Here is a 20,635-nt window from a genome sequence, read left to right as displayed (position 1 = left end):
CCTGCGATGCTGAGACTAGACGGAGGATGTCGTAACTAGACAGATAGTTTCTTGGCTTGGAGGGCAGATGTATCGCCCTGTAGTTGATCTCTAAGTGATTGGTGGGGAGGAGTTCTTCGCGCTGCCGTGGGGGGTGCCAGGTGGGCCTCATCGAGGTCGGCGGTCCCCATCACCGCGGGCGCTTCGCTGCGGACACCACGCGGGACTGGCACTGGCGCAACAGCGGGATCGTCCACATCGAACGGATCCTGGTGGAGGAAGCCAGCACCGATTCAGACCTCGACGCCCTCGTCCGGCCGTTCCTCACACGGCCGCGGGAGTTCCGCTGACACACGGGTCCCGCGGCGGCCGGAGATCATCGTACCCGCTTCTCGTCTCTTTGACGTAAAGTGGGAGTGGGCCAGACCGACCGGTACCTGGCACCTTGTCGTGCCGAGGGCCGGAGGGCTGTTGATGGAAACGATGGAGCCGCACGTCCAACTCGCGTTCGCCATGCACGCCGCGCCCGGCGCCTACGCCGTGCTCCTCGGCGCCGGCGCCTCGATCGCCTCGGGCATGCCCTCCGCCTGGGACGTGCAGCAGGACCTCATCCGCCGTGTCGCCACCGCCGACAGGGCCGAGGAGATCGGCGACCCCCACACCTGGTACCGCAACCGGTTCGGCCGGCCCGCCACGTACGACACCCTCCTGGCCACTCTGACCAGCACCCCCTACGAGCGCCAGATGCTGCTGCGGTCCTACTTCGAGCCCGACGAGCAGGAGAGGGAAGACGGACGCAAACGGCCCACGGCAGCCCATCAGGCCATCGCCCGGCTTGCCGTCGCCGGCATCGTCCGCATCGTGCTGACCACGAACTTCGACCGGCTCGCCGAGACCGCTCTGCGCGAGGCCGGCATCGAGCCCACCGTGGTGGCCCACCCCGACGACGCCGCTGGTCTGGCCCCGCTTCACACCATCAAGTGCCTGGTCGTCCACGTGCACGGCGACTACCTCAACCCCACCAGCATGCTCAACACCCCCGACGAGCTCGAGCGCTACCACCCCAAGGTGGATGCGCTGCTGGACCGCATCTTCGACGAGTACGGCCTGGTCATCGCCGGCTGGTCCGCCACCTACGACCCTGCCTTGCGCAACGCCCTGTCCCGCTGCACCACGCGCCGCTTCGCCACCTACTGGGCCGACCCCCGCCGGCTGCCCGAAGTGGCCCAGGAGCTGCTGACCCGCAGAGCCGCCACCCACGTATCCGCGGACGCCGACACCTTCTTCGCGCAGACCGCCGACGCCACCGACGCGCTCGCCGACATCACGCGCGACCACCCGGTCAGCACCGCCATCGCCGTGGCGTCCGCCAAACGTGCCCTGGCCGGAACCCGGCACGCCATCTCCCTGCACGACACCCTCCGCAGAGAGTTCATCCGCATCACCGCCCTCCCCATGCGCCGGGGGCCCTGGCACGTGGCCGACGAGCCCGCCGAATACGCTCATCGACTCGCCACGCTCCAGGCGGAGATCGAGCGCCTGCTCGCCCTGGTGGCCACCTGTGCCTACTGGGGCAGCGAGGAGACCGATCGCTGGTGGATCGGCGACATCGAGCAGCTCGCGGAACCCAGCCCCGACGGCGGCCTGACCTCCCTGCTTCACCTCGTCCGTGCCCCCGCCACCATGGTCACCTACGCGGCAGGCGTGGCCGCCCTGGCCGCCGAGCGATGGCAGACCCTAGCCCGCATCCTCACCGAACCCCACATCCCAGACCCATACTCGGATCGGCACGCGGTCCCTGTCGCTGTTCTCCTCGGCCCGTCTCACGTGCTCAGCCAGCACAAGGCGTCCGAGCGCCTCTACGAGCAACTGCGCCCTGTCTTCACCGAACACCTGGCCCTGAGCCAGGCCGCCTACACCGATGCCTGGGAACGCTTCGAACTCCTGCGGCTCATCGCCGTATACGCGGCAGGACGCAGCATGGACGGCGCCCCCCACATGCGCCGGACAGGAAGCCTGGACGCCTACCAGCCGCTTGCGGCCGCATGGCTGGAGCGACAGCTCATCCGCCACGACGCGAACCACCCGCTGCTGCTGGCCGGTTTCCTCGACGCTCGCAAGGGAGCCCTGGTGGACGCCCAGCAGCACCTGCTCAGCGACTTCAACAGGTGGGCCACCCAAGCCGCTTGGAGCGCGCCGTAGCCAACCCGGAACCCAAGCACCGGCAACCCGACGTGTTCCGGCAGCCGCAGAACCCAAGTCCACCGCCCCCTACCCGCGCGGGGTTGCGGCAGAAGGGGATACCGCGCGAGCCAGATGCTGACTAGGTCCAGCGCCGCGGGCAGCGGCAGCACGTAGTTTCTCGAGCTGCCCGCGTGTTGCCAGAACGCTGGTCGCTGGCGCCGGTACGCAAGGGGGTAAGCCGTGGTGGACTCGCCTGGCAAAAGCACTGGTTCCCGCTGTACGAGCCCCTCGAACAGTGGGGGCGCAGTGGCGCGGCCGCGTTCAAACTACCGGCGTCGTCCCGTACGTGGTCTGGTCCTGACCGGGGTAGGGCGGCGGCCGATGGTGCGGCCACGGCTGAACCCGAGGCGGTCACTGAACTCGCCGGCCTTCGCGAGCTCAATCTCGTACTGCGGCTCGAAGTGCTCGTCAGTGACGCTCAGATCGCTGATTCGGTGGTGAAAGAGGGATTTGATGCCGGGACCGGAGCGTCCGCCGGTGCGGTCGTAGACGTACAGGTACTCCTGGCCGACCCCGTCTGTGCGCCGTTTGAAGCGCAGGGCGTAGGGCTCGACCAGGCGCCGGTATCCCTCGTAGGTCACCAGCATCAGTTTCCGCTTGGCGCCCGCTTCCATGATCGGTGTGCGCAGGTGTGCCGGGTAGAAGGCGGCCTGTGCGTTGTGGCCGGTGCGGAAGTCGGCGAAGAGCAGGTCCAGTTCGCCTTTCCAGCGTGCCACCGTGCTGGTGAACTCCGGCAGGCTGTCACGGGCGCAGGTGATCGTCGTGTCCCACAGGGACTGCATGCTGTCGAAGGGAATGGCAGTGAGCAGGTTCAGGGCCGCGGCAGGGCTCGGCGCGAAGATGGTCTTTCTGAGGAACGTGCTGACCAGGCTGCGCCGGTTGACGGGGATCTCGCTGTTGACGAACGTCGAGTAGGTGAGGTCGAACAAGTCGCGGATGGAGCGGCGCTGCAGGAGACACTTGAGTTTGTCCGCAAGCGCCTCTTCCAAGCTGATCACCGTCAAGTCCGCGGTGCAGGCCGCCTGGTCGCTGTAGGGGTGAATGAGCGTGCGTGACTGCGGGGGCAGCTGAAGGCGGGTGAACTCGGTGACGTCCAGGTGCAGGCTCACCGGCATGCTGCTGGTGGTGCCGTAGAAGTCGGTGAAGAGCAGCTGGTACGTGTAGACCGTCTGCTCGCGGTTGATCCTGTCCCTGCTGAGCTGCTCAGTGCGATCGAGATGGAACTGGACTCCCGTCCTGGCCTGCGCCATCCGCCCGATGTCGTTGAGCGCTTCAAGGAAGTCTTGGGCGTCGATGCGGCCGGGGGAGGCGAAATCGAGATCCTCGGAGAAGCGCGTGGCCCCGAAATACCCCTTCCGCAAGGCGTTTCCGCCCTTGAGAACGAGACGATCGGAGAGCCGGCTCTCTCCGTAGAGCCCGGCGAGGAACCAGCCGAAGACGTAGTCCCGCTGCACGTGGGAGGGATCGACTCCAAGTTCCTCACTTTTCGCGTCGATCTCGTCACGGCTGATCATGGAATGTCTCTCTCGGGTACGTACTAACGGCGCAATTTTCTCAGGCGACGCACAGGCGTGACCACGATACCGGCCCGCGTCCCGAGCGTTGAGCGGCGAGCGTTTTCGCAGATGCACCGTTCCTGCCTGCCGGGATCGGTGAGCCGCCTACCGCACGAGCGCCTGCAGGCACGGGACGGCGCCTCGCTAGCGGGCCCTCCAGCCTGGACCGGACGGCGTGCACATCGCCGTACCGTGCGGTCCCGAACCATGCTCAATGGCGAACGCGAGGGGTCTGCCGTGGCAGGGGAGGACGATTCCAAGGACATCTCCGAGTCACTGAGGGGACCGAGTTGCGAGATAACACAGGTCACACACTCTGACCGAAGCAGTCGACTGGGCCGTCTATAAAGCAGATCAGCGGCGGGGGAAACGGCCCCCGAAGAGGAGGCTGAGATAGGTGAAGGCGGTGGCGTGATCGTCCTTGTGATAGGCGTCGAGTGCCTTCCTGGCGCGGATCGCTCCCGTCCTGAGCTTGGAGAGCGCCTCTTGGCGAGTCGCATCGCTGGAGCATGCGGCGAAGCGTCCGGCTTTGTTCTTGGGGTCGTTCATGGCAGCGAGCTGATGGCCCTCCAGTTTCTCCAGGAGACCGCATATGTCCCAGATTGCGATGAAGTTCGGTTCGCCTGCCATGTACTGGGCGGCGCGCATCTCCAGGTAGAAGGAAGAGACCGGCACGTTGTTGTAGTACTTCCAGGCCTTGGCCAACCGGGCGAGCTTCTTGGTGCCGCCGGCCGCAGCAGGCCGCTGGTTGACCTCGTTCACGTACGCCAGGTGCGCCGTGGGGGCGGTGTCCATCCACCCGCCGGCGGCTCCGGGGATGTCGTAGACCGACGTGTTACCGCCGCGGAACGTGAGAAAAGCCGGAAGGACCTCCCACGTCTCCGCACCAGCAGCGAACCGGACCTGGACTGTAGGCCGCCGTACGACGACCTCCGTGAAGGGAAAACTCGCCTGCAGAGCCGACCTCACCCAGCCCAGGGCGGTGTCCGAACTGCTTGGGCGACCCGCCTTGATGCTGGCCAGAAGATCCACATCGCAGTGCCCCCGGACCCCCGTCCCATGAGTGAACGATCCAGTCTCCCTGAACCGCGACACTCCGAAGGTCGCGGCCTGCAAGGAGGCCTCCACACTGCGCCGATGGCGCGCTTTGGCGTCGCGTTCGCTCACGGTGGGCGTCAGCTGCTGCAAGAAGAGGTCGAACCCCTGATGCACGGAGAGTGCCATGTCTGCTCTCTAATGCCCTTCGGACCGGTCGGCAGACGAGTCGACGGCGTAGGACTGACCACCGCCGTCGATATTCGCCTTGCCGCGCAGGTAGGCCCGCCGACTGGGAGGTTCGGCGGTCTTGTTCTGCTCGTCGCGTCGCGCCGTAAGTTCAGCCAGCGCGCTCCGAGCCTCTTCCACGGTCCATGCCGGGAGATCGATGTCACGGGCCTGGCGAGCGGCGGTCTGGATCTCGAGGTAGGCATTGGCTGCAGCGGCTGCCTGATTCATCCGATGCGATGCGTTGATGGTGGTCAAGATGGCCCCCAGGACGGCGGCAGCGAGGGCAACCAGCCCGGCGACCACGCGCCCGGCGGCCGTCACCAGGGCCGTGGCACCGGCGATGGCGGCGAGGCCGCTCGCCGGGACACCTAGCCATAGATTGATGAGGCGCCAACGTTTGGCTTGCTCGAACTGGGACTGTGCGCTGTACTTCGCACTTTCCTCGAGGCGTTCCAGCTCGTGTGAGATGGCCTGGCGACGTTCGGCTTCGGTCGGCGGGGAGGTTTCCGGCATGAAGGAACGCTACCGGTAGGCACTGACATCAACGCTTGCGCTCACCGTTTGCGCTCAGCGCACTGGCTGCCTATGAGGTCCGCGCTGCCCGGGTCGCGGGCCAGAGGCCACGGACAGGGATCAACTGCGTCAACGGAAACGCGTCTTCCCCGGCCGGCCGCTGCCGGTGACGGAATCGGCTGGCCGGCCTGCGGTGCCCATCGGTTGGTGCCGTTACCCCTGCTCAAGCCCATCGTCCTCGCCGGCGGCAACGTACTGGGGATGCTTCTCGTCCGCGTTGCGTGCGAGATGAAGCGGCAGGGGCAACAGGGTGCGACCGCTCCAGCTCGCGGACTGCTGGGACAGGCGGGCTGCGAGCCCGACAAGCCGTTCTTCCTGCCAGGTGCCGGCCCGGGCGACGGTGTACTCGGTACGGGTGATGGCGTGGAAGTCGGTGCCGAGCTTGCTCTGCGAGGTCTCCGGCAGCGTGCGGCGGGTGTAGTCGGTGCCGGTGCGCTGACCACCCTTGTGCTGCCGTGTCTCTGCGGCGAACAGCCAGGAGTTGACCCCCCCGTGGTCCGAGACGTAGAGGATCTTTTCGGGCATGGCCGCCTTGTCTGCGTCGCTGGGGCGTTTGCTGCTGCCGCCGTTGCGGTGGGTGGGGCGTGGGGTGCGGCTGCCGTGGGTGACGCGGACGATGGCGATGTCCCGGCCACGGGCGGCCAGTGTCAGCCCGGGCAGCAGTCCGTCGCCCAGGGTGGGGTTGGCCAGGCCCGGCCACAGGTCCCGGTGCTGCTCGGTGAAGACCACCACGCCGCGGTCGCCGGGCAGTTGCGCCAGGGCCTGCTCGACATGGTCGCGTACTCGTGCGGGGCCGCCGGTCTCGTCGCGCAGATGATGGCCGGGCAGACCGATCGGACCGGCGTGGTGGCGGGTGCGGCCGGCTGCGAGAGGCAGCCACCGCTGGCCGCTGTACATCAGGGCCGGCCAGTACCTCTCGTCCGGGTGGTGGGAGGCCTTCAGCGCGACCAGGGTGACGGCCAGGACCGGGGGAGCGGCGGCACGGCCGCGGATGCGCGGGAAGCGGTGCAGCCGGGTCCACAGACCCACCAGCCAGGCCCGCCGGTCCAGTGCGGTGTCCCGGGCCAGGGGGTGGCAGGCGGCGGCCGCCAGCCGGTCGTCGATGACACCGCAGTCCGTCAGCAGACCGCCGGTGGCGATCTGTGCTGCGGCGTCTTCCTTACGCGTGACGGCCGGCGGCTCCTGGCCGTTTCGCACCGCGCGGGAGCAGGCGATCTTTTCGGCGAGGTTGGGCTGGTAGAGGTCGCCGAGCGAGGCCATGGTCAGAAACTGCGACGGGAGATCGCGGGCGGCGAACAGCGGCTTGAGCGCCGTCTTGGCATCCGCCTCACCACGGGCCGGCAGGGAGGTCTCGACCAGGGCGGCGACGAGCTCGCCCGGATCGGAGGGCCGCAGCATCGAAAGACCGTTGAGGACCGGGGCCCGGTTGTGCGGGCCGTGCCGCACGAGTTCGGGAACCCGCACGGTCATCAGCTGCAGTCCCGGTGCCAGCACGGTGGTGTGCCCGTCCTTGAGCGTCTCTACCTCCGGCTGGGCGAAGTCGCGGCCCAGCTGGGCCAGGATCCGCTCCTTCCACGCCCCGGTTTCATACAGGGCGACGATCCGCAGGCTTTGAAAGCCTGCTGCCACAACGGCGGGCAGGATCTTGTCCGGGGCCACCACCGGAGACGGTTCGGGCGACAGCCGGGGCACCCTGACGCTGCTGCCGGTGTAGGCCAGGGGGGCGGCGTCCAGCATGCGGCTGGCGTGCTCCTCCAGCCGCCGCATCAGCCGGGAGCCGGCCCCTTTGCCGATCGGGTGCACAGCTGTGGTGTGGATGCCCCGCACCGGCCCGGGCTTGTCGAAGTCGACCGCGAACGGGTCGGGCAGCGGCGCGATCCCGCAGGCCTCGACGATCTGCGCGGTCGCCCCCTTGTACTGCGCCGACTTCAGCGTCCACTGGCCGTGATCGTCCTTGGTCCACCGCAGGTGCACCGGCGCCTTGAGTACGATGTCGGGGTTGGCGGGATGGCACACATGAGTGTTCTTGACCCCATACCAGCCGGTGGCGATTCGCGCGGTGCGCGCCTCCAGATGTGCGACCAGCGTCCGGCCCCCGGGAGCCGGGTCGACGTCGATGTGGATGCGGTCCATGGCGTGCCCCACGCGGCGGCGCCGCTCCCCGGTGGCCTCGTCGATCCAGCTCGCCTCCCGCTCCATCGGCTGCGCCCACGTCAGCAGGTCGCCTTCCGATTCCAGGACCAGCGTCAGCGGCTCGGCCAGCGTGTCGACCTCCCACGGCTCGCGGCGCAGCAGCTGGGCCAGACGCCAACTTGCCACCCGAAACGCCCAGTTCGGTCCCGTGACTCGGTCCTCACGGTCGCGGTGCAGGACATCCTGCAGCGGGTAGGGTCCGCCTGCCTCGTCGAGCAGGTACTGGCTGAGCGTGTCCTGGCCTTCCCAGCCGGTCAGCCGGCCCTCCCACTCCCGTACCAGCCGCCGCCACACCGTGAAGTCGAGCGGCTCCGACGTGACGATCAGAGCCCGCCTGGTCCACGGCCCGGTCAGCGGCGGGCGTTCCGGGTCGGTGAACACCAGCCGCCGTCCCGTGACCGCGCGGGCCGCCGTCGCAAGCGAGGCGGTCGGGCGCTGCGCGTCGAGCGAGCGCGGCTTGGGCAGCCGTGCCCAGGCCTGGCTGAACTCCTCGGGCAGCGGATACACATACACCTCGCCCATCAGCTCGCCGGTCAGCGCGAACGACAGAGTGCTCAGCGCACTGGGGCTCTTGGCAGAGCGGGTCACGGACTCTCCCCGGGAAGGTCGTGGTCGGCCAGGCTCAGCAGGGCATCGAGGGTGAAGCGGTAGATTCGGTCGATGAGGTCCCACTCATCGCGCCGCTGCCATTCCGTGCGCAACGTGGACAGCAGGTGAGGGAGGGTGGAGTCGGTCGCGGTCTCGGTGAACGCGGCGTCCACCAGATGTAGGCTGCCGTGGTCTCCGCCGCGGCGGGTGCGGCCCCCGAGCTGGATCAGACGGGTGAGGATTTCCGCCACGATCGCGGTCTTCACGTCCTCGCCGAGGTCCTTGAAATAGTGCGAGCCGCGCCGGATCTCCTCGAACGTGCGCCCGGCGGACAGCCGCAGCTGCTCAAGGGCCGCGGCCGGCTCACCGCCGGGCGCAGGCGCGTCACGGTAGGCCAGCGAGTTGACCATGGCCAGCAGCACGGCCGGCTCTTCCATCACCAGCACCGGCCGCACCACCAGACAGGCCACGTGCAGCAGCGAGCGGCCGCGCTGGTCGACGATGTTCAGGCCGCGCTCCACGCGGGCCATGGGCGCCAGCAAGAACCGGCACCGCCCGTGACCGACATGGAAGGGGAACTGCTCCAGCCGGTCCGCCGGGACGGGCACCCAGCCCGGGGGGTGCTTTTCATAGCGCGGCACCTCCTGCGGCCGCACCGCCACACAGATCTCCCCGGCCGGCGCACCGGCCGAAATCAGCCCCTGCGCCAGCAGCGGGCCGGCGTGGTAGGCCTCAAACGCCACCAGCACGTGCGCCCGGTGCGCCCTGGCCGGATCAGCGGCCACCTCCGCCAGCTCCGCCTCCAGGCGCGGCCACAAGGCCGCCCCCATCTCCTGGTACGCGTCCTCGCGCCGCTGTCCCCGCAGTCCCGAGATCCGCGCCCATTGCCCGTCCTCGTGCTGCACCTTGTCCAGCACGGCGCTGAGACTGCCGTTGACGTCGTCCGGCACGTACCACGACGGCGGCGTGAGCAGATGGTGCCGCGGCGCGTGGGGCATGTGCGCGGTCGCCGACAGGCCGATCACTACACGCCGCCGGCCGCCGTGCGCCAGCGCCGTGACGTCACCCAGCTGACTGATGTGACTGTGCGGGTCACCCACGAAGCTCTTGAGGGTGAGGGTGGTTGCCGCCAGGTCCTGGTCGTTGAAGTGCTCGCTGAACGCAAACAGCGGCCGTCCCAGCGGCCCGTAGGGCGCAGCCCTCCACGGCACGTGCGACGACAGCACCTCCGCCAGCTCGTTAGAGGCCGTCATCCCCGCCCCCTGCAAGGCCGGTGCCACGCCCACGATCTGCCGCAGGATCTCGCGGCTCTTCTCCAAAAAGGCCCGCCGTGCCGCATACTGGACGAGATCGGTCACGTCCTCGGGCGGGGCATCCTCCGGCGAGGCGTTCTCCGCGGCCGCGTCCTGCGCGGGATCTGCGGTGACCTTCTTGAACCGGTCGGCGAGTTCGGCGAGGGTGTCGGCGCTCAGACTGCCATCGTCCGACAAGTCGGTCAGCGACGACAGGACGGCCCGCAGTTCCTCCAGTCCCTCGGCCTCGTCGCCTCCCTCCAGCTCACCGGTCTTGCTGAACAGCCGGTTCACGGTGCGCATGTGCGCTTCGCTGGGCCGCTCCCCGGGTTTCAGTTTGAAGATCCGGTGGGCCAGCATCGCATCCCACCGCCGCGGCACCACCAGTCTGCGCCGTTCCCGGTCCGGGGTGATGGCCCCCCGCGCCAGATGGGACACATACGTCTCGGCCAGCCACGACAACCGCTTGATCTTGGGGTGCAGATACTCCTCGACCTCGCGGTTCAGCCGCAGACAGTGGCGGCTGAACTGCTCCTCCAGCTCACGCACCGGACTGCTGGCCGACCCGTACCGGGCCAGCAGGACGCTCTTGGCGCCCTCATCGAAGGCCTTGGCCTGCAGCGCGTCGACCTCGTCCATCATCACCACATGCGCCCGGCGCAGCAGCAGTTCCTCCACCGTCACATCCCGGCGCTCCACCCCGCGGTCGGCCAGCGGAATGTGGATGCGCCCGATGAGGAAGTTGGTGTGGTTGGTGACGAGGATGTCCGCGTCCTGCGCGGCGCGGTGATGACGGAACTTGCCGCAGGTGGCACGCCACGGACAGCACCGTGTCTTGCCGGAGGAGTCCTTCAGCTGGTCGCACGGTTCGTTGCCGGGATCCCACAGCTCCACGCCCCGCGACTCCGGCGCCGCGTGCGCGGTCAAGGCGCAGCTGTAGGACATTTCCGCAAACACCCACTCGCGGTGCCCGGCATCGTCGAGCACACTGCCCGCGGTGTCCTCGGCGAGCCTTTGCATGCCCCGGGTGGAGATCAGCGGCACCACCACCGGCGCCCGGCCGCCGTCTGCTTCCCCGTCCGTCCGGCGCAGCGTTTCCGCGTCCCGGCGCAGCCGCGCCACCGCCTGCATCACCTGCGCGTTCTGCGGGACCACTACAGCGGCCGTCAGACCCCGCCGCGCACACCACAGCGCGATCAGCTCCGAGGCGATGTTCTTTCCCAGCCCGGTGGGGGCGTGCAGCACACGGGTGGCCCCCGCCTGCGCATGGAACTCCTCGCCCAGCGCCGAGCCGTCCGCATGGCGCAGATGCTCTCGCAGGTCCGCGACGGCTTTGGCCCGGTGCTGCTCTGCGTAGGCGGCGTCGAGCCGCTTCGCCAGCTGCTCCAGTTCGCTGAGAGGGATCCGCAGATCGTCAAGGTCTGCGCTGTCCTGCAACACCGCGGCCGCAGTCTTCCCGGGCTGGCCAATGCGCAGGTCGTAGTGGACGCCGACGGCTCGCCGCGACGGACTCAGCGGGTCGCGGATCCGCAGCTCGGAGAAGTAGCGCCCGGATGCGGCCGGCTGCCGCCGCCGGGCACGGGCCGTGTGCGCCACATGGTCGTCGATCTCCGCCAGCAGAGCGTCGATGCGCGCACCCGAGTCGGCCGCGGGCATCACCACGACCTGCCCGTCCTCGTCGGCCGCAGCGAACTCCGCACTCGCGCCGGCCGCCGCCACCCGGGCGGCCTCCTCACAAAAGACACTGCGGTGCGCCAGCGAGGCGGGACGCCTGCGCAGCAACCGTGCCACCCGCAGCCGGTCGGCCTCGGACAGTACCGGCCACTGCTCCCACCACGGCAGATGCCCGGACAGCAGGAAGTGAGCGTCGTCCAGACGGGCCATCTGCCGCCACCCCGACTCCTCCTTGGGGGCCCGGTTGGGAAACAGCCGGGCCGCCAGCAAGACGGCGGCCCGGACCACCAGTGGCACCGTGGCACTTCTGCTGCCGGCCGTGCTCATGCCGCCCCCCGCTGCATCTGGGTGCTGATCAGGCGCTTGAACGACGCCACCGTGTGCACGGCGTAGCCGTCCGGCTCCAGCGCCGCACGCAGCGGCTTGACCTGCTCCGACCGGTAGGACGGCACCACGATCGTCTTCGCCCGAGGAGGCCGGTCGATGATGCTCTGCTCGTGGGCGACGTCCTTGACGTCGACCAGGCACCGTCCGTCCGGCAACGTCACCCCGACGTCCCAGGAGTCCATCTCACCCCAGCGCTCCACCTCCAGCCCCTTGCGCTCCAGCCACCGCATCAGCTCCACCTCGGTCAGCCCCGGCACGGTCAGATGACGCCACACCGGCCAGTCCAGGCACAGCACGCCCTCGCCGCGGCAAGCAGCCAGTCCCGCGGGCCCGTTCACCACCTCGGGCGGATCACCCGGACGCCGTCCGGGCCGCAGCAGCACGCGGGCTTTGCGCTGGTGCGGCACAAAGTCGCACCGCAGCAACTCACCCGTCAGCCGCATCGGGTACGCACACACCGGGCACGGCCACCACCACACCGCACCCCCTCGCACACAGCTGCGCTCCGCCGGCAGCGGCCGGTAGACCTGCATACGCGCACCACCACGCCGCGCGTACTCCTCGAGAATGCTGTCCTCGGTACCGGTCGGCACCTCCACCAGCATCAGCCGGCCGGCGACGTACTGCGCCTGGCTGCCGCTGGCCAACTGCCGGTAGATCGCGTGCTCCGTCTGCTCCGCCGTCTGCCACGACCACGTCGGCAGCCAATCCCGCCCGCCGTCCAGTCCACCGGTAGCGGGGTCGAAGAGCACCTCGAGGTAGGAGCAGCCGACTTCGAAAGCCTCCTCGGTCAACTGCGCGGGCTGCTGGCCGTGTCCGTCCTCCAAAACCACCAAGTCGCCCATCTCAGCAGGCAGGACGGACCAGTCCAGAGGGATCCAAGAACGCAGCGGACGAGTGAGGTTGCCGACCAGGCCGGCAGGTGTCTCGGGACCGGCGCCCAGGGGGAGGTGCCCCAGGACGACGCCGTGCATGCAGGAGATCTCACGCCAGGCCCGCGGCTCCTCCAGCCGCCGGGTCCACGCCACCCCGGCACGTAACGCTGCACTGATCACTTTCCGCCCGAGGGCGTACTGAGCATCGCTCATCGCGAGGCCCCCCTTTCCACACCCCACCGAAGGTTTTGGGGCTGCATGGGTTCGGAAACCACAGCCGAGACCGTACAAGGGGCCACTGACAAACGCGGGTTGAGATAACAAATGATCAATTCACACCCCGGACAGATATCAGGGAGCAAGAAAAACAAATATCTCGATCGAAGTCAGGCATAGAACGGTCGACCTATGTACTGCTGCACACGACGTGCTCCCTGGCCGCATGCGAACTTGCCGGCGCTGCCGCTGCGGACGGACTCCCTCGACCGGTCCGGGCGCTGTCGTCGTTCCTCCGCCTGCAACGGCATGCCAGGGCTACTGTGGGGCGGATGCAAACGGAGTTAGAAAAGAGCGTCCCCGTTGGCGCGATGGGGCAATGTGGCATACCAGTTGACAGGTTCTACGGGCGGCCGATGGATGTGGTCACCTGGGATGACGACAACCTCGTGCACAGCAATCCCGCGTGCCGCGACACGGTAGGCACCGGCCCCAGGGAAACGCGCCGTGTCCGCTTCGGCGCGGACAGCGCATTCAGTATGTGCGGCTGCTGTCGTGTGGAGCCCGTCGCTGCGGACGCCGGTCTCGCGGACGCCGTCTTCGACCTCGTGACTCTCTGCGATGCTCTCCAGGAGGAGGCCGAAGAAGCAGAGAACCGTCAAGAACCGGACTACATACCGGACTTCCTCGGGCCCAACTTCAACCGTGACCACTGGCGCAACCTGCAGTTCCGCCTGTCGGTGACCGCCGAGGGCGTGAGGGCCCACCCGTGGCTGGACGACTGGGCGCGCCCGGCGCTGACGCGTGCCGCAGCTCATGTGGAACGCCGGTGCGAGGAACAGCGGACCCTCATCGACACGGCCACCATCGAGCAGGCGGCCGCTGCTCTGCAGCAGCGCGAGCAGTCCACCGAGCAGTTGGCGCAGCTCTGGCAGGCGTGGCGGCAGAGGGGCGAGTGGGGCTTCACCACCAGCCCGGACTACGCCTACTACGACAAGGACGCCCGGCTGCATCCTCCACGGGTCGGCATCGCCGGGCGCAGCTCAGCGACCGTAGAAGTCAGCATGCGGCTTCCGCCCATCGGGCCGGACGGGGACGGGTTTCGGCTGGTGGAGCCGCTGTCGATGTGGGAGATCGCCGCGCTCGCCGCCTACAAGACCACCGCTGACTGGGCCGCAGGCGTCATCACCCTGGCTGCACCGCCCGTCGTCGCGCAGGAACTCCTGTGTCCCGCCAGGGGCCTGGACATCACACCTCGTGCAGCGTGCGCGGACCGGACGCCGCAGCCGCCCGCAGCGTCGTGACCGTCGCCAGGATTAAAACAACAGTTCTATTATGGGTGGGCGGCTACGGTGCAGGGGTCGAGGGCGGGTGCCAGTGACCGGGGATGAGCCGGGTCGTTGGGAAGACGGCGCTTGGCATCATGCTGCCGGGGCGAGGCTCGGTTCGAGGGGATGGAGGGCCGGCCGTTGAGTGACCGCAGCGCGATCGAGTGGACCGAGGCGACATGGAATCCGACGACGGGCTGTGACCGCGTCTCCGCCGGGTGCGATCACTGCTATGCGCTGACGCTGGCGAAGCGGCTGAAGGCGATGGGCTCGCCCAAGTACCAGGCCGACGGTGATCCGCGCACCTCCGGTCCTGGTTTCGGACTGACACTGCATCCCGACACGTTGCGCGTGCCCTATGGCTGGAAGAGTCCGCGGACGGTGTTCGTGAACTCGATGAGCGACCTGTTTCATGCTCGGGTGCCAATCGACTACGTGCGGCAGGTCTTTGCGGTGATCGCTGAGACGCCGCAGCACACCTACCAGGTCCTTACCAAGCGAGCCCGGCGCCTGCGGCAGATCGCCGGGCGGCTGGAGTGGCCGGCGAATTTGTGGATGGGGGTGTCGGTGGAGAGCGCGAGGGAACTGCCCCGCATCGAGGATCTGCGCCAGGTGCCGGCCGCGGTGCGGTTCTTGTCGTGTGAACCGCTGCTCGGCCCGCTGACCGGCCTGGACCTGACGGGTATCGACTGGGTGATCGTGGGCGGAGAATCCGGGCCGGGAGCCCGCCCCATGGACCTGGCCTGGGCACAGGACGTGGTGACCAGCTCCCGTGAGTCCGGCTGCGCTCCGTTCGTGAAGCAGCTCGGCTCCCGCTGGGGCAAGGACCACAAGGAGATCAGCCGGTTCCCCGCCGCGCTGCGGGTACGTGAATACCCCAGGCCACGCGTCCACGTGTGACCAGCCCTGCCCGCGTCATCGCGGGAGGTCGCCTCAGGCGGGCAGGCTGACCTGGCTCTTTGTCGTGAGTTTTCCGCTGGAGAGCAGGGTCACCTGGCCGTTTTGCCGCATCTCGCGTATGGCCTGCAGGGCGTGTTTCGGCATCCAGCGCGAGGTCTCGGTCAACAGCCACTCGCCCACCGTCTCCACCGTCGCCGGTCCCATCGACAGGCGCTGCGCGACCAGTTCCAGCAGTTCGGTGTCGGCGAGTCCAGCGGCCTGGAACAGGTCGATCTGGCCGTCGGGGATCGCACCGCGCGTGCGCGGGTCGCGGAAGCTTTCACCGTCCCGGTCGTCGACCTTCCACATGGCGTCCTTCATCGCTTTCAGGCCGGCGGTGCTGCCGGTTCCGAAGACGAGGTAGAGAGGCTGTCCGGTGCGGGGGACGAGTTCGAACTGCAGCTGGTAGGCAAAGCCCGACCGGCGCAGAGCGTCCCGGTAGGTCGACAGCCACACACGCCACCGCTCGTCAGGACGGCTTTCAGCATCGGCAGGCGTCCAGAACGACCGGCCGCCGAAGACGGTGTCGAGGACGTCCGGGTTGAGGTTCTCGCGTCGGCTGAACCAGTTGGGACCGAAGGTGGTGACGACCTCGCTGGAGGGGTTGCGGGCGATGCGCCTCATCACGTCCAGCGAAACATTGACGCTGCCCCAGCTGTCGAAGATGCCGAGGATGGGCTGGCCCCAAGCACCCAGCCGGGTGAGCAGGGGGACGCTGTCGGTCCCGGCGTCGCCGCGCTGGACTTCGACGCGGACCGGCAGGTCGCGCAACGGTCCGAAGCGAGCGTGGAGCTCGCCCAGCAGGTGCTGGTGCCGGGCATGGTCCTTCTCGATGAAGATCAGGTGCACGCGCCCGGGGCTGAGGTGCATGCGGTCGACCGCGCTGTGGTTCAGCAGGCGTTCGAGGATGAAGACGGGCGAGCCCGGTTCTCCGTCCTGGTAGCGGCCCGGACCGGCGAAAGCGTCAAGGAGCGTGACGCGGGGGCGAGAGTAACCGGTGCGCTGGGACGTCTGCAGCAGAATGGGCCACCAGGCGTCCAAGTAGCGCTGGTACAGGCGGTGCTTGGCGGCCGTCGCCGGTTCCAGCTTCCATAACACACCCATCCCGGCCCCCTCCAGGTCGATGGGCGGGCATGTGCCAGCCGCACCCCTAGACCACTGATGGTGAGAGCAACCCGGTTTGGTGTAAAGAGCACATACGAGCCCCCAGGTACCGGTATGGGGCATGGCCGGCGCAGAAGTTTGCTGATGATCGGCAGGCCTCTAGGCTTCCTTCCGCAGCAGAGCGCATGCCGGGTTGGGGGAAACGTGGTGGAGACCGCGCGGTTGTCATCGCTGAGTGAGCAACTGGTCGGCATCGGGTTCGAGCGGCTCGCTCAGGGCGCGCCGACCGTGCTGAGCAGCTCGCAGCTGGCCGGCGAGCTGGCCTTCAGCGCACCCAAAGACTGGCAGAGCGAACGCGAGCCGTCCTGGGAGCAACTGGCACCGCGCGCCACGGAATTGCTCACCCACGGGCCGTTGCTCCTGGTGCCGACCTGGCAACGAAAGACGGACGCGGAAAGGCGTCGTACAGCTGTTCCTCCGGACTACTACGCTGAAGTCATGGCCGCGTGCCGGCCGCCTTCACCCCACGCCGTGATGGCGGCGCTGCTTCCGGCACACCCATGGGTGTCGGATCAGCCCTGGGCGGCCGAGATGCGCACCAAGATCGCCGAGCACTGGGACATCCTGCTCCTCGCCTACGGGAGCGGCATGCTGACGCAGATTTCCCGGCACGCGGAATCAGCGGTTGTTTTCCTGCGGGCCCGCGCGCAGACCAGCCCCGTCCTGAAGCTCTTCCAGGTGCCACGCCCCCGCCCCGACGAGACAGCCGTCGTCAAGGACTTCGAGCGACTGCTTCACCGTCAGGGCGGCAGGGGAGAGTACGGCTATGTGCTGCGGGAGATCCCCGGCCCGCAACAAAGTCTCTACTTCGACCGCTTTGACCCGCACATCCTCCAACGCCGCGAGGACCTCGCCGGCTTCGGAGCCGTCAACGCCCTGGGTGATCTCTTCACGTTCCGCCGTTCCTCGCTCAGCGACGCCGCCCTCAAACGAGGCAAGCAGCTGTCCTCCCCGAAGGCTCCCGACGCAGTGCGCATGATCCGGCCGCGCGACATCGCCCGGGACGGCACGATCGCCCCGCCGTCGGAGGAAACCCTGTGGGCGGCCATCCCCGCGGACCAGCAACTCGCCGCAGGAGACCTCGTGCTCCGCCGCATGAACGCCCCGATCACAGTGCCCCCGCACGGCTTCTTCGCCGCCGAGGTCAGCGAAGAAGACCTGCCCGCCGCCGCATCCGACCACATGGTGACCCTGCGGCCCATCAAACCGCTCTCCCGGCCTCAATCCCGCCTCATCAGCATGTTCCTGCGTACCCCGCTCGCCCTGACTCTGGCCGGGCCACGCCTGGCCATCACCAGCATGGAAACACTGTCCGCGCTGCCCGTCCCGCAGCCCGATGAGGCGCTGACCAAGGCACTCGATGAACTGACGGCTGCCAAGCAGCAGTTCAAACGATGGGAGCAGGAGGCGGAGTCGGTGATCGAATCCGTCTTCCTGGAGAAGACCGCGCCCAAGCACGCGCTCGCGTCATCGACTCCGGCCGCGCCCTGCGGCTGCGCGCCGAAGCAGCCTCCCTGCTCGACGACCTCGGGCACAGCGTCCGCACCCGCTTCCCCTATCCCATCGCCTACCGCTGGCGCGAGACCGAGGCCCGCATCAGCGCCGGTGACGCCCAGGCCGCCTACGCCGCGATCCTCGACACCGCCGAGGAACTGCTGTGCTACATCGCCCAGCTCGTCCTCGCCCTCACCCACGCCCGAAAGATCACCTTGGGCTCCGTGACGGCGATCCGCGACAAACTCGCCGGCGGCCGCAGTGGCCCGGGGTTCGGCGACTGGGCCAATGTGCTCAATGAAGCCGCGAGCAGCAAGCAGTTGAACAACCTTCCCCAAGCCCACCCCCTCAACGACATCCGCACCCTGTTGGCACACCAGGGCGCTGAAAATGCCCGCCAAGCCCTGAGCGAGCGCCGCAACAACCAGGCCCACCTGCGGCGAGTCGACCCTATCGATCTGCCCCATGCCATCGACGTCGCCTTCGCCGACCTGACCCGTCTGGTCGAACGCGCGCGCTTCCTGGCCGACCTGCCCCTGCTGGAAATCACCGACGTCCGCTGGGATGCGTTCGCGCGCAGTGCCCGCGTTGAGTACCGGGAACTGGCCGGAGACCACCCCGTCGTCCCCACCCGCACCATGACCTCACCCAGCAACGATCTGGAGACCGGCAGCCTCTACCTCCGCGACACCGACGGCGCGCTGCACTTGCTGCGGCCGTTCTTGATCGGCCGGGACTGCCCGACCTGCCGCACCTGGTCCACCTTCCATGTCGACCGCGTCCCCAAGACCGCCGTGGTCTTCAAAAGCCTCGAACACGGCCACACGCTCGAAGACACCTCTTCCGACACACGACGCCTGCTGGGGCGGATCGGCTTGGTGTGAAGCGTCGTACGGCCAGGCGCGGCATCGGTCGCCAGCGACTACGTGCAGCGCCGACTTTGTCACGCGCAGCGAACAATTGATCATTGATCACGTTCCTGCTCGCAGGACAGTCCAACAGGCGTCGCTGCGTCCGGCCTGCCCTTCAGCCCGTCTGTCCGGTACGCCGCCCGGCTGATGGCCTCACCCCACGCTCCCGCACGACACCCGGGACGATCATGATCAGATGCGCCAACCAGGCGATATGGCAGGTGCCACATGCAGCTTTGCGTCATCCTCCGGCTGGTCATCGCGGGTGCGGATGCGGCGGGTGCGCCGCAGAACTCACAGGTGCGCCCCGCCTCCGCCTCGGTGGGACCGATCGGGCTCCACGGACGTGTGGCCCTGTTCCGCATGGCGTACGTCCTCGGCCGTGTCGGCTGGAACGTAGGTTCCGCCGCCACCGCTGCGACACTCGCACGCAGAGTCCGGACGTTCCCCTCCGATCCGCCCGTTTCCTGGGGAGTTGGTGCAGCATGCCGCGAGACCTCGACCCCTGGCAGCTCCTCGCCCCCAATGCCCAGGAGTACTCGGCCTTCCGAATCTGGGCCACGGCACTGGAAGCGGCCGGCACACCAGTTGCCCTCCTCGGCAGTCCTGATCACCAGGAAGACCACTACCAGCAGCTCTACGGCCTGGCACGCGGTGTGCTCACTGTGGACGCGCACGTCTCGATCTGCGGTGAAGCCTGGTTCGTCGATCACACCACGCTCCGTGCTCCCGGAGGCCCGCGGGTGACAGCAGCCATCCGCACGGCTGAGGAGACACTGCGGCGAGACCTCGCGTCGGCCGCGCTGATCAGCCCGACCGGTGGCCTGCGCATCACCGTCACCCCACAGACCGAGAGCAGCCCGAAGGAGCGCCGACGCTACTTCCAGCGACTGGTCGCCCTCGGCCAGCAGGCCGCCGAAAGCGGGCGACCCGTCTACGACCCCGAAGCCCCCGACTACGATCCCCGCATCCCGTACCCGGTCGCCGAACCGTGGCCGGCGCCCAACCCGGCCGAGCCCGTGACGATCACCGTGTCCATCCCCGCGCACCCCATGTCCTGGCAGCTGCGCAACACGCCGTGGGGGTGGGGTCACAACACCGACAGGATCCGGGAGATCCTCGCTGCCCCCATCACCGAGAAACTGGCTCAGTATAAGCGAAAGAACAAAGAACCCGGCCAGCTCCGCCGAGCATACCAACTGGGACTGCCCACTGGGCTGTTGATTGACGCACGGATGGGCTGGCGGCCACCCAGCCTTGAGCTGCCTCGGCAGATGGCGGGTAAGACATCCCCGCCCATGATTGACATTCCCGTGCCGCTGGCCCGGGATCTGCTGTCCGAGTTGACCGCTGAACACCCCGACGCACTCAGCCGGGCATGGCTGCTTTCCTCGGACGAACAGGTCTACGAGATCTACAACCACTCCTCATAACCGCGCGGCTTCGGCGCCGGGAAGCCATGGAGGTCCCGGCGAACGGGACCGTCGCAGCCGTGCGCGACGACCCCGTTGTCGTCGGGGGATCGGCTACGCGGGTTTCGGCGGGTCGGAGCGGCCGAAGAGGCCATCAAAGGAGACGGAAGAGCCGAACAGATCGTCAACAGAAAACGTGTACCCGGCGGCACCCGGGCGGTCCGTGGCCGCGCGTTCCTCCGCTTTTTGGACCATCTCGGTGATGACGACGTCCCAGCAGGCACGGCAGCGGCATGGTCCCTCCTGCCGGTGCTCGGCCGCTGTTTGGTCCGCGGTTTCGCGCACGCGCTCAGCCAGCGCTTCGAAGGCCGCCTTCCACCGCCCGGCTGACGCCCTCCACGCCGCGCCTTCGCGGCCGACGGCAGCCGCCTCGCGCTCGGCACGCTGCTTGGCGCGAATCATCGGCCAGTTGGGGCCCCCACCGTACCCATACGACATTGCTGCTCCTCTCGCATGACCTACGCGTCGCCCAACGGGGCCGCGG

The 20,635-nt window shown here is 68.4% G+C and carries 15 protein-coding genes; 7 read left to right on the top strand and 8 right to left on the bottom strand.

Features of this window, described 5'->3' with window-relative positions:
• The first annotated feature begins 140 nt into the window (after nt 1–140).
• Together ACWD5Q_RS30435 and ACWD5Q_RS30430 are read left to right on the top strand one after the other, a co-directional pair.
• A complete protein-coding gene (locus ACWD5Q_RS30435) occupies nt 141–329 on the top strand; it encodes a hypothetical protein (protein ID WP_451430288.1) in 189 nt (62 codons plus the stop codon).
• A gap of 124 nt (nt 330–453) precedes the next feature.
• Nucleotides 454–2,181, top strand: coding sequence for an SIR2 family protein (locus tag ACWD5Q_RS30430; RefSeq protein ID WP_451430287.1), 1,728 nt, complete (start codon nt 454–456; stop codon nt 2,179–2,181).
• 308 nt (nt 2,182–2,489) lie between these two features.
• On the opposite strand, the gene ACWD5Q_RS30425 is transcribed toward ACWD5Q_RS30430, so the two are convergent.
• From ACWD5Q_RS30425 to ACWD5Q_RS30400, 6 genes are all read right to left on the bottom strand, one after another.
• Nucleotides 2,490–3,854 carry a nucleotidyl transferase AbiEii/AbiGii toxin family protein gene (locus tag ACWD5Q_RS30425; RefSeq protein ID WP_451430286.1) on the bottom strand — a complete coding sequence of 455 codons (1,365 nt, stop codon included), beginning with the start codon at nt 3,852–3,854 and terminating at the stop codon, nt 2,490–2,492.
• 279 nt (nt 3,855–4,133) lie between these two features.
• Nucleotides 4,134–5,003, bottom strand: a complete 870-nt coding sequence (locus tag ACWD5Q_RS30420) for an SMODS domain-containing nucleotidyltransferase (RefSeq protein WP_451430285.1) — start codon at nt 5,001–5,003, stop codon at nt 4,134–4,136.
• A gap of 9 nt (nt 5,004–5,012) precedes the next feature.
• Nucleotides 5,013–5,558 carry an SLATT domain-containing protein gene (locus ACWD5Q_RS30415; protein ID WP_399607162.1) on the bottom strand — a complete coding sequence of 182 codons (546 nt, stop codon included), beginning with the start codon at nt 5,556–5,558 and terminating at the stop codon, nt 5,013–5,015.
• Nucleotides 5,559–5,771: 213 nt separating this feature from the next.
• The gene (locus ACWD5Q_RS30410) at nt 5,772–8,399 is read right to left on the bottom strand and encodes an RNaseH domain-containing protein (protein ID WP_451430284.1); all 2,628 of its coding nucleotides are present in this window, start codon (nt 8,397–8,399) and stop codon (nt 5,772–5,774) included.
• On the bottom strand, nt 8,396–11,662 hold the full coding sequence (locus ACWD5Q_RS30405) for a hypothetical protein (RefSeq protein WP_451430283.1): 3,267 nt from the start codon (nt 11,660–11,662) through the stop codon (nt 8,396–8,398). Before ACWD5Q_RS30405 ends, ACWD5Q_RS30410 begins: the two co-directional genes overlap by 4 nt.
• A gap of 26 nt (nt 11,663–11,688) precedes the next feature.
• Complete coding sequence (locus ACWD5Q_RS30400; RefSeq protein WP_451430282.1) at nt 11,689–12,840, bottom strand: restriction endonuclease-related protein; 1,152 nt, start codon at nt 12,838–12,840, stop codon at nt 11,689–11,691.
• Between the two features lie 560 nt (nt 12,841–13,400).
• Between ACWD5Q_RS30400 and ACWD5Q_RS30395 the strand changes: the two genes are divergently transcribed.
• Both ACWD5Q_RS30395 and ACWD5Q_RS30390 read left to right on the top strand, forming a co-directional pair.
• Nucleotides 13,401–14,147 (top strand): hypothetical protein, encoded by a 747-nt coding sequence (locus ACWD5Q_RS30395; protein ID WP_451430281.1) that lies wholly within the window; start codon nt 13,401–13,403, stop codon nt 14,145–14,147.
• A gap of 165 nt (nt 14,148–14,312) precedes the next feature.
• Nucleotides 14,313–15,071 carry a DUF5131 family protein gene (locus ACWD5Q_RS30390; protein WP_451430280.1) on the top strand — a complete coding sequence of 253 codons (759 nt, stop codon included), beginning with the start codon at nt 14,313–14,315 and terminating at the stop codon, nt 15,069–15,071.
• A gap of 33 nt (nt 15,072–15,104) precedes the next feature.
• Here ACWD5Q_RS30390 and ACWD5Q_RS30385 read toward each other — a convergent pair whose 3' ends face one another.
• The gene (locus tag ACWD5Q_RS30385; protein WP_451430279.1) at nt 15,105–16,214 is read right to left on the bottom strand and encodes a three-Cys-motif partner protein TcmP; all 1,110 of its coding nucleotides are present in this window, start codon (nt 16,212–16,214) and stop codon (nt 15,105–15,107) included.
• Nucleotides 16,215–16,358: 144 nt separating this feature from the next.
• Here ACWD5Q_RS30385 and ACWD5Q_RS30380 point away from each other — a divergent pair, with 144 nt between their 5' ends.
• The 3 genes from ACWD5Q_RS30380 (at nt 16,359) to ACWD5Q_RS30370 (ending at nt 20,112) form a co-directional block, all read left to right on the top strand.
• On the top strand, nt 16,359–17,996 hold the full coding sequence (locus ACWD5Q_RS30380) for a hypothetical protein (RefSeq protein WP_451430278.1): 1,638 nt from the start codon (nt 16,359–16,361) through the stop codon (nt 17,994–17,996).
• Nucleotides 17,993–18,652: a hypothetical protein gene (locus ACWD5Q_RS30375; protein WP_451430277.1), complete on the top strand. Its 660-nt coding sequence runs from the start codon at nt 17,993–17,995 to the stop codon at nt 18,650–18,652. The genes ACWD5Q_RS30380 and ACWD5Q_RS30375 overlap by 4 nt, the downstream gene beginning before the upstream one ends.
• A gap of 512 nt (nt 18,653–19,164) precedes the next feature.
• Complete coding sequence (locus ACWD5Q_RS30370) at nt 19,165–20,112, top strand: hypothetical protein (protein WP_451430276.1); 948 nt, start codon at nt 19,165–19,167, stop codon at nt 20,110–20,112.
• A 93-nt stretch (nt 20,113–20,205) separates the two neighbouring features.
• Here the strand turns inward: ACWD5Q_RS30370 and ACWD5Q_RS30365 are convergent, their stop codons facing one another.
• Nucleotides 20,206–20,553 carry a hypothetical protein gene (locus ACWD5Q_RS30365; protein WP_451430275.1) on the bottom strand — a complete coding sequence of 116 codons (348 nt, stop codon included), beginning with the start codon at nt 20,551–20,553 and terminating at the stop codon, nt 20,206–20,208.
• Nucleotides 20,554–20,635 lie beyond the last annotated feature (82 nt).

This window comes from Streptomyces sp. NPDC002513 (genome assembly GCF_053595355.1).
The sequence above is the reverse complement of the archived record's forward strand: the minus strand, read 5'-3'. Positions and strand labels throughout refer to the sequence as shown.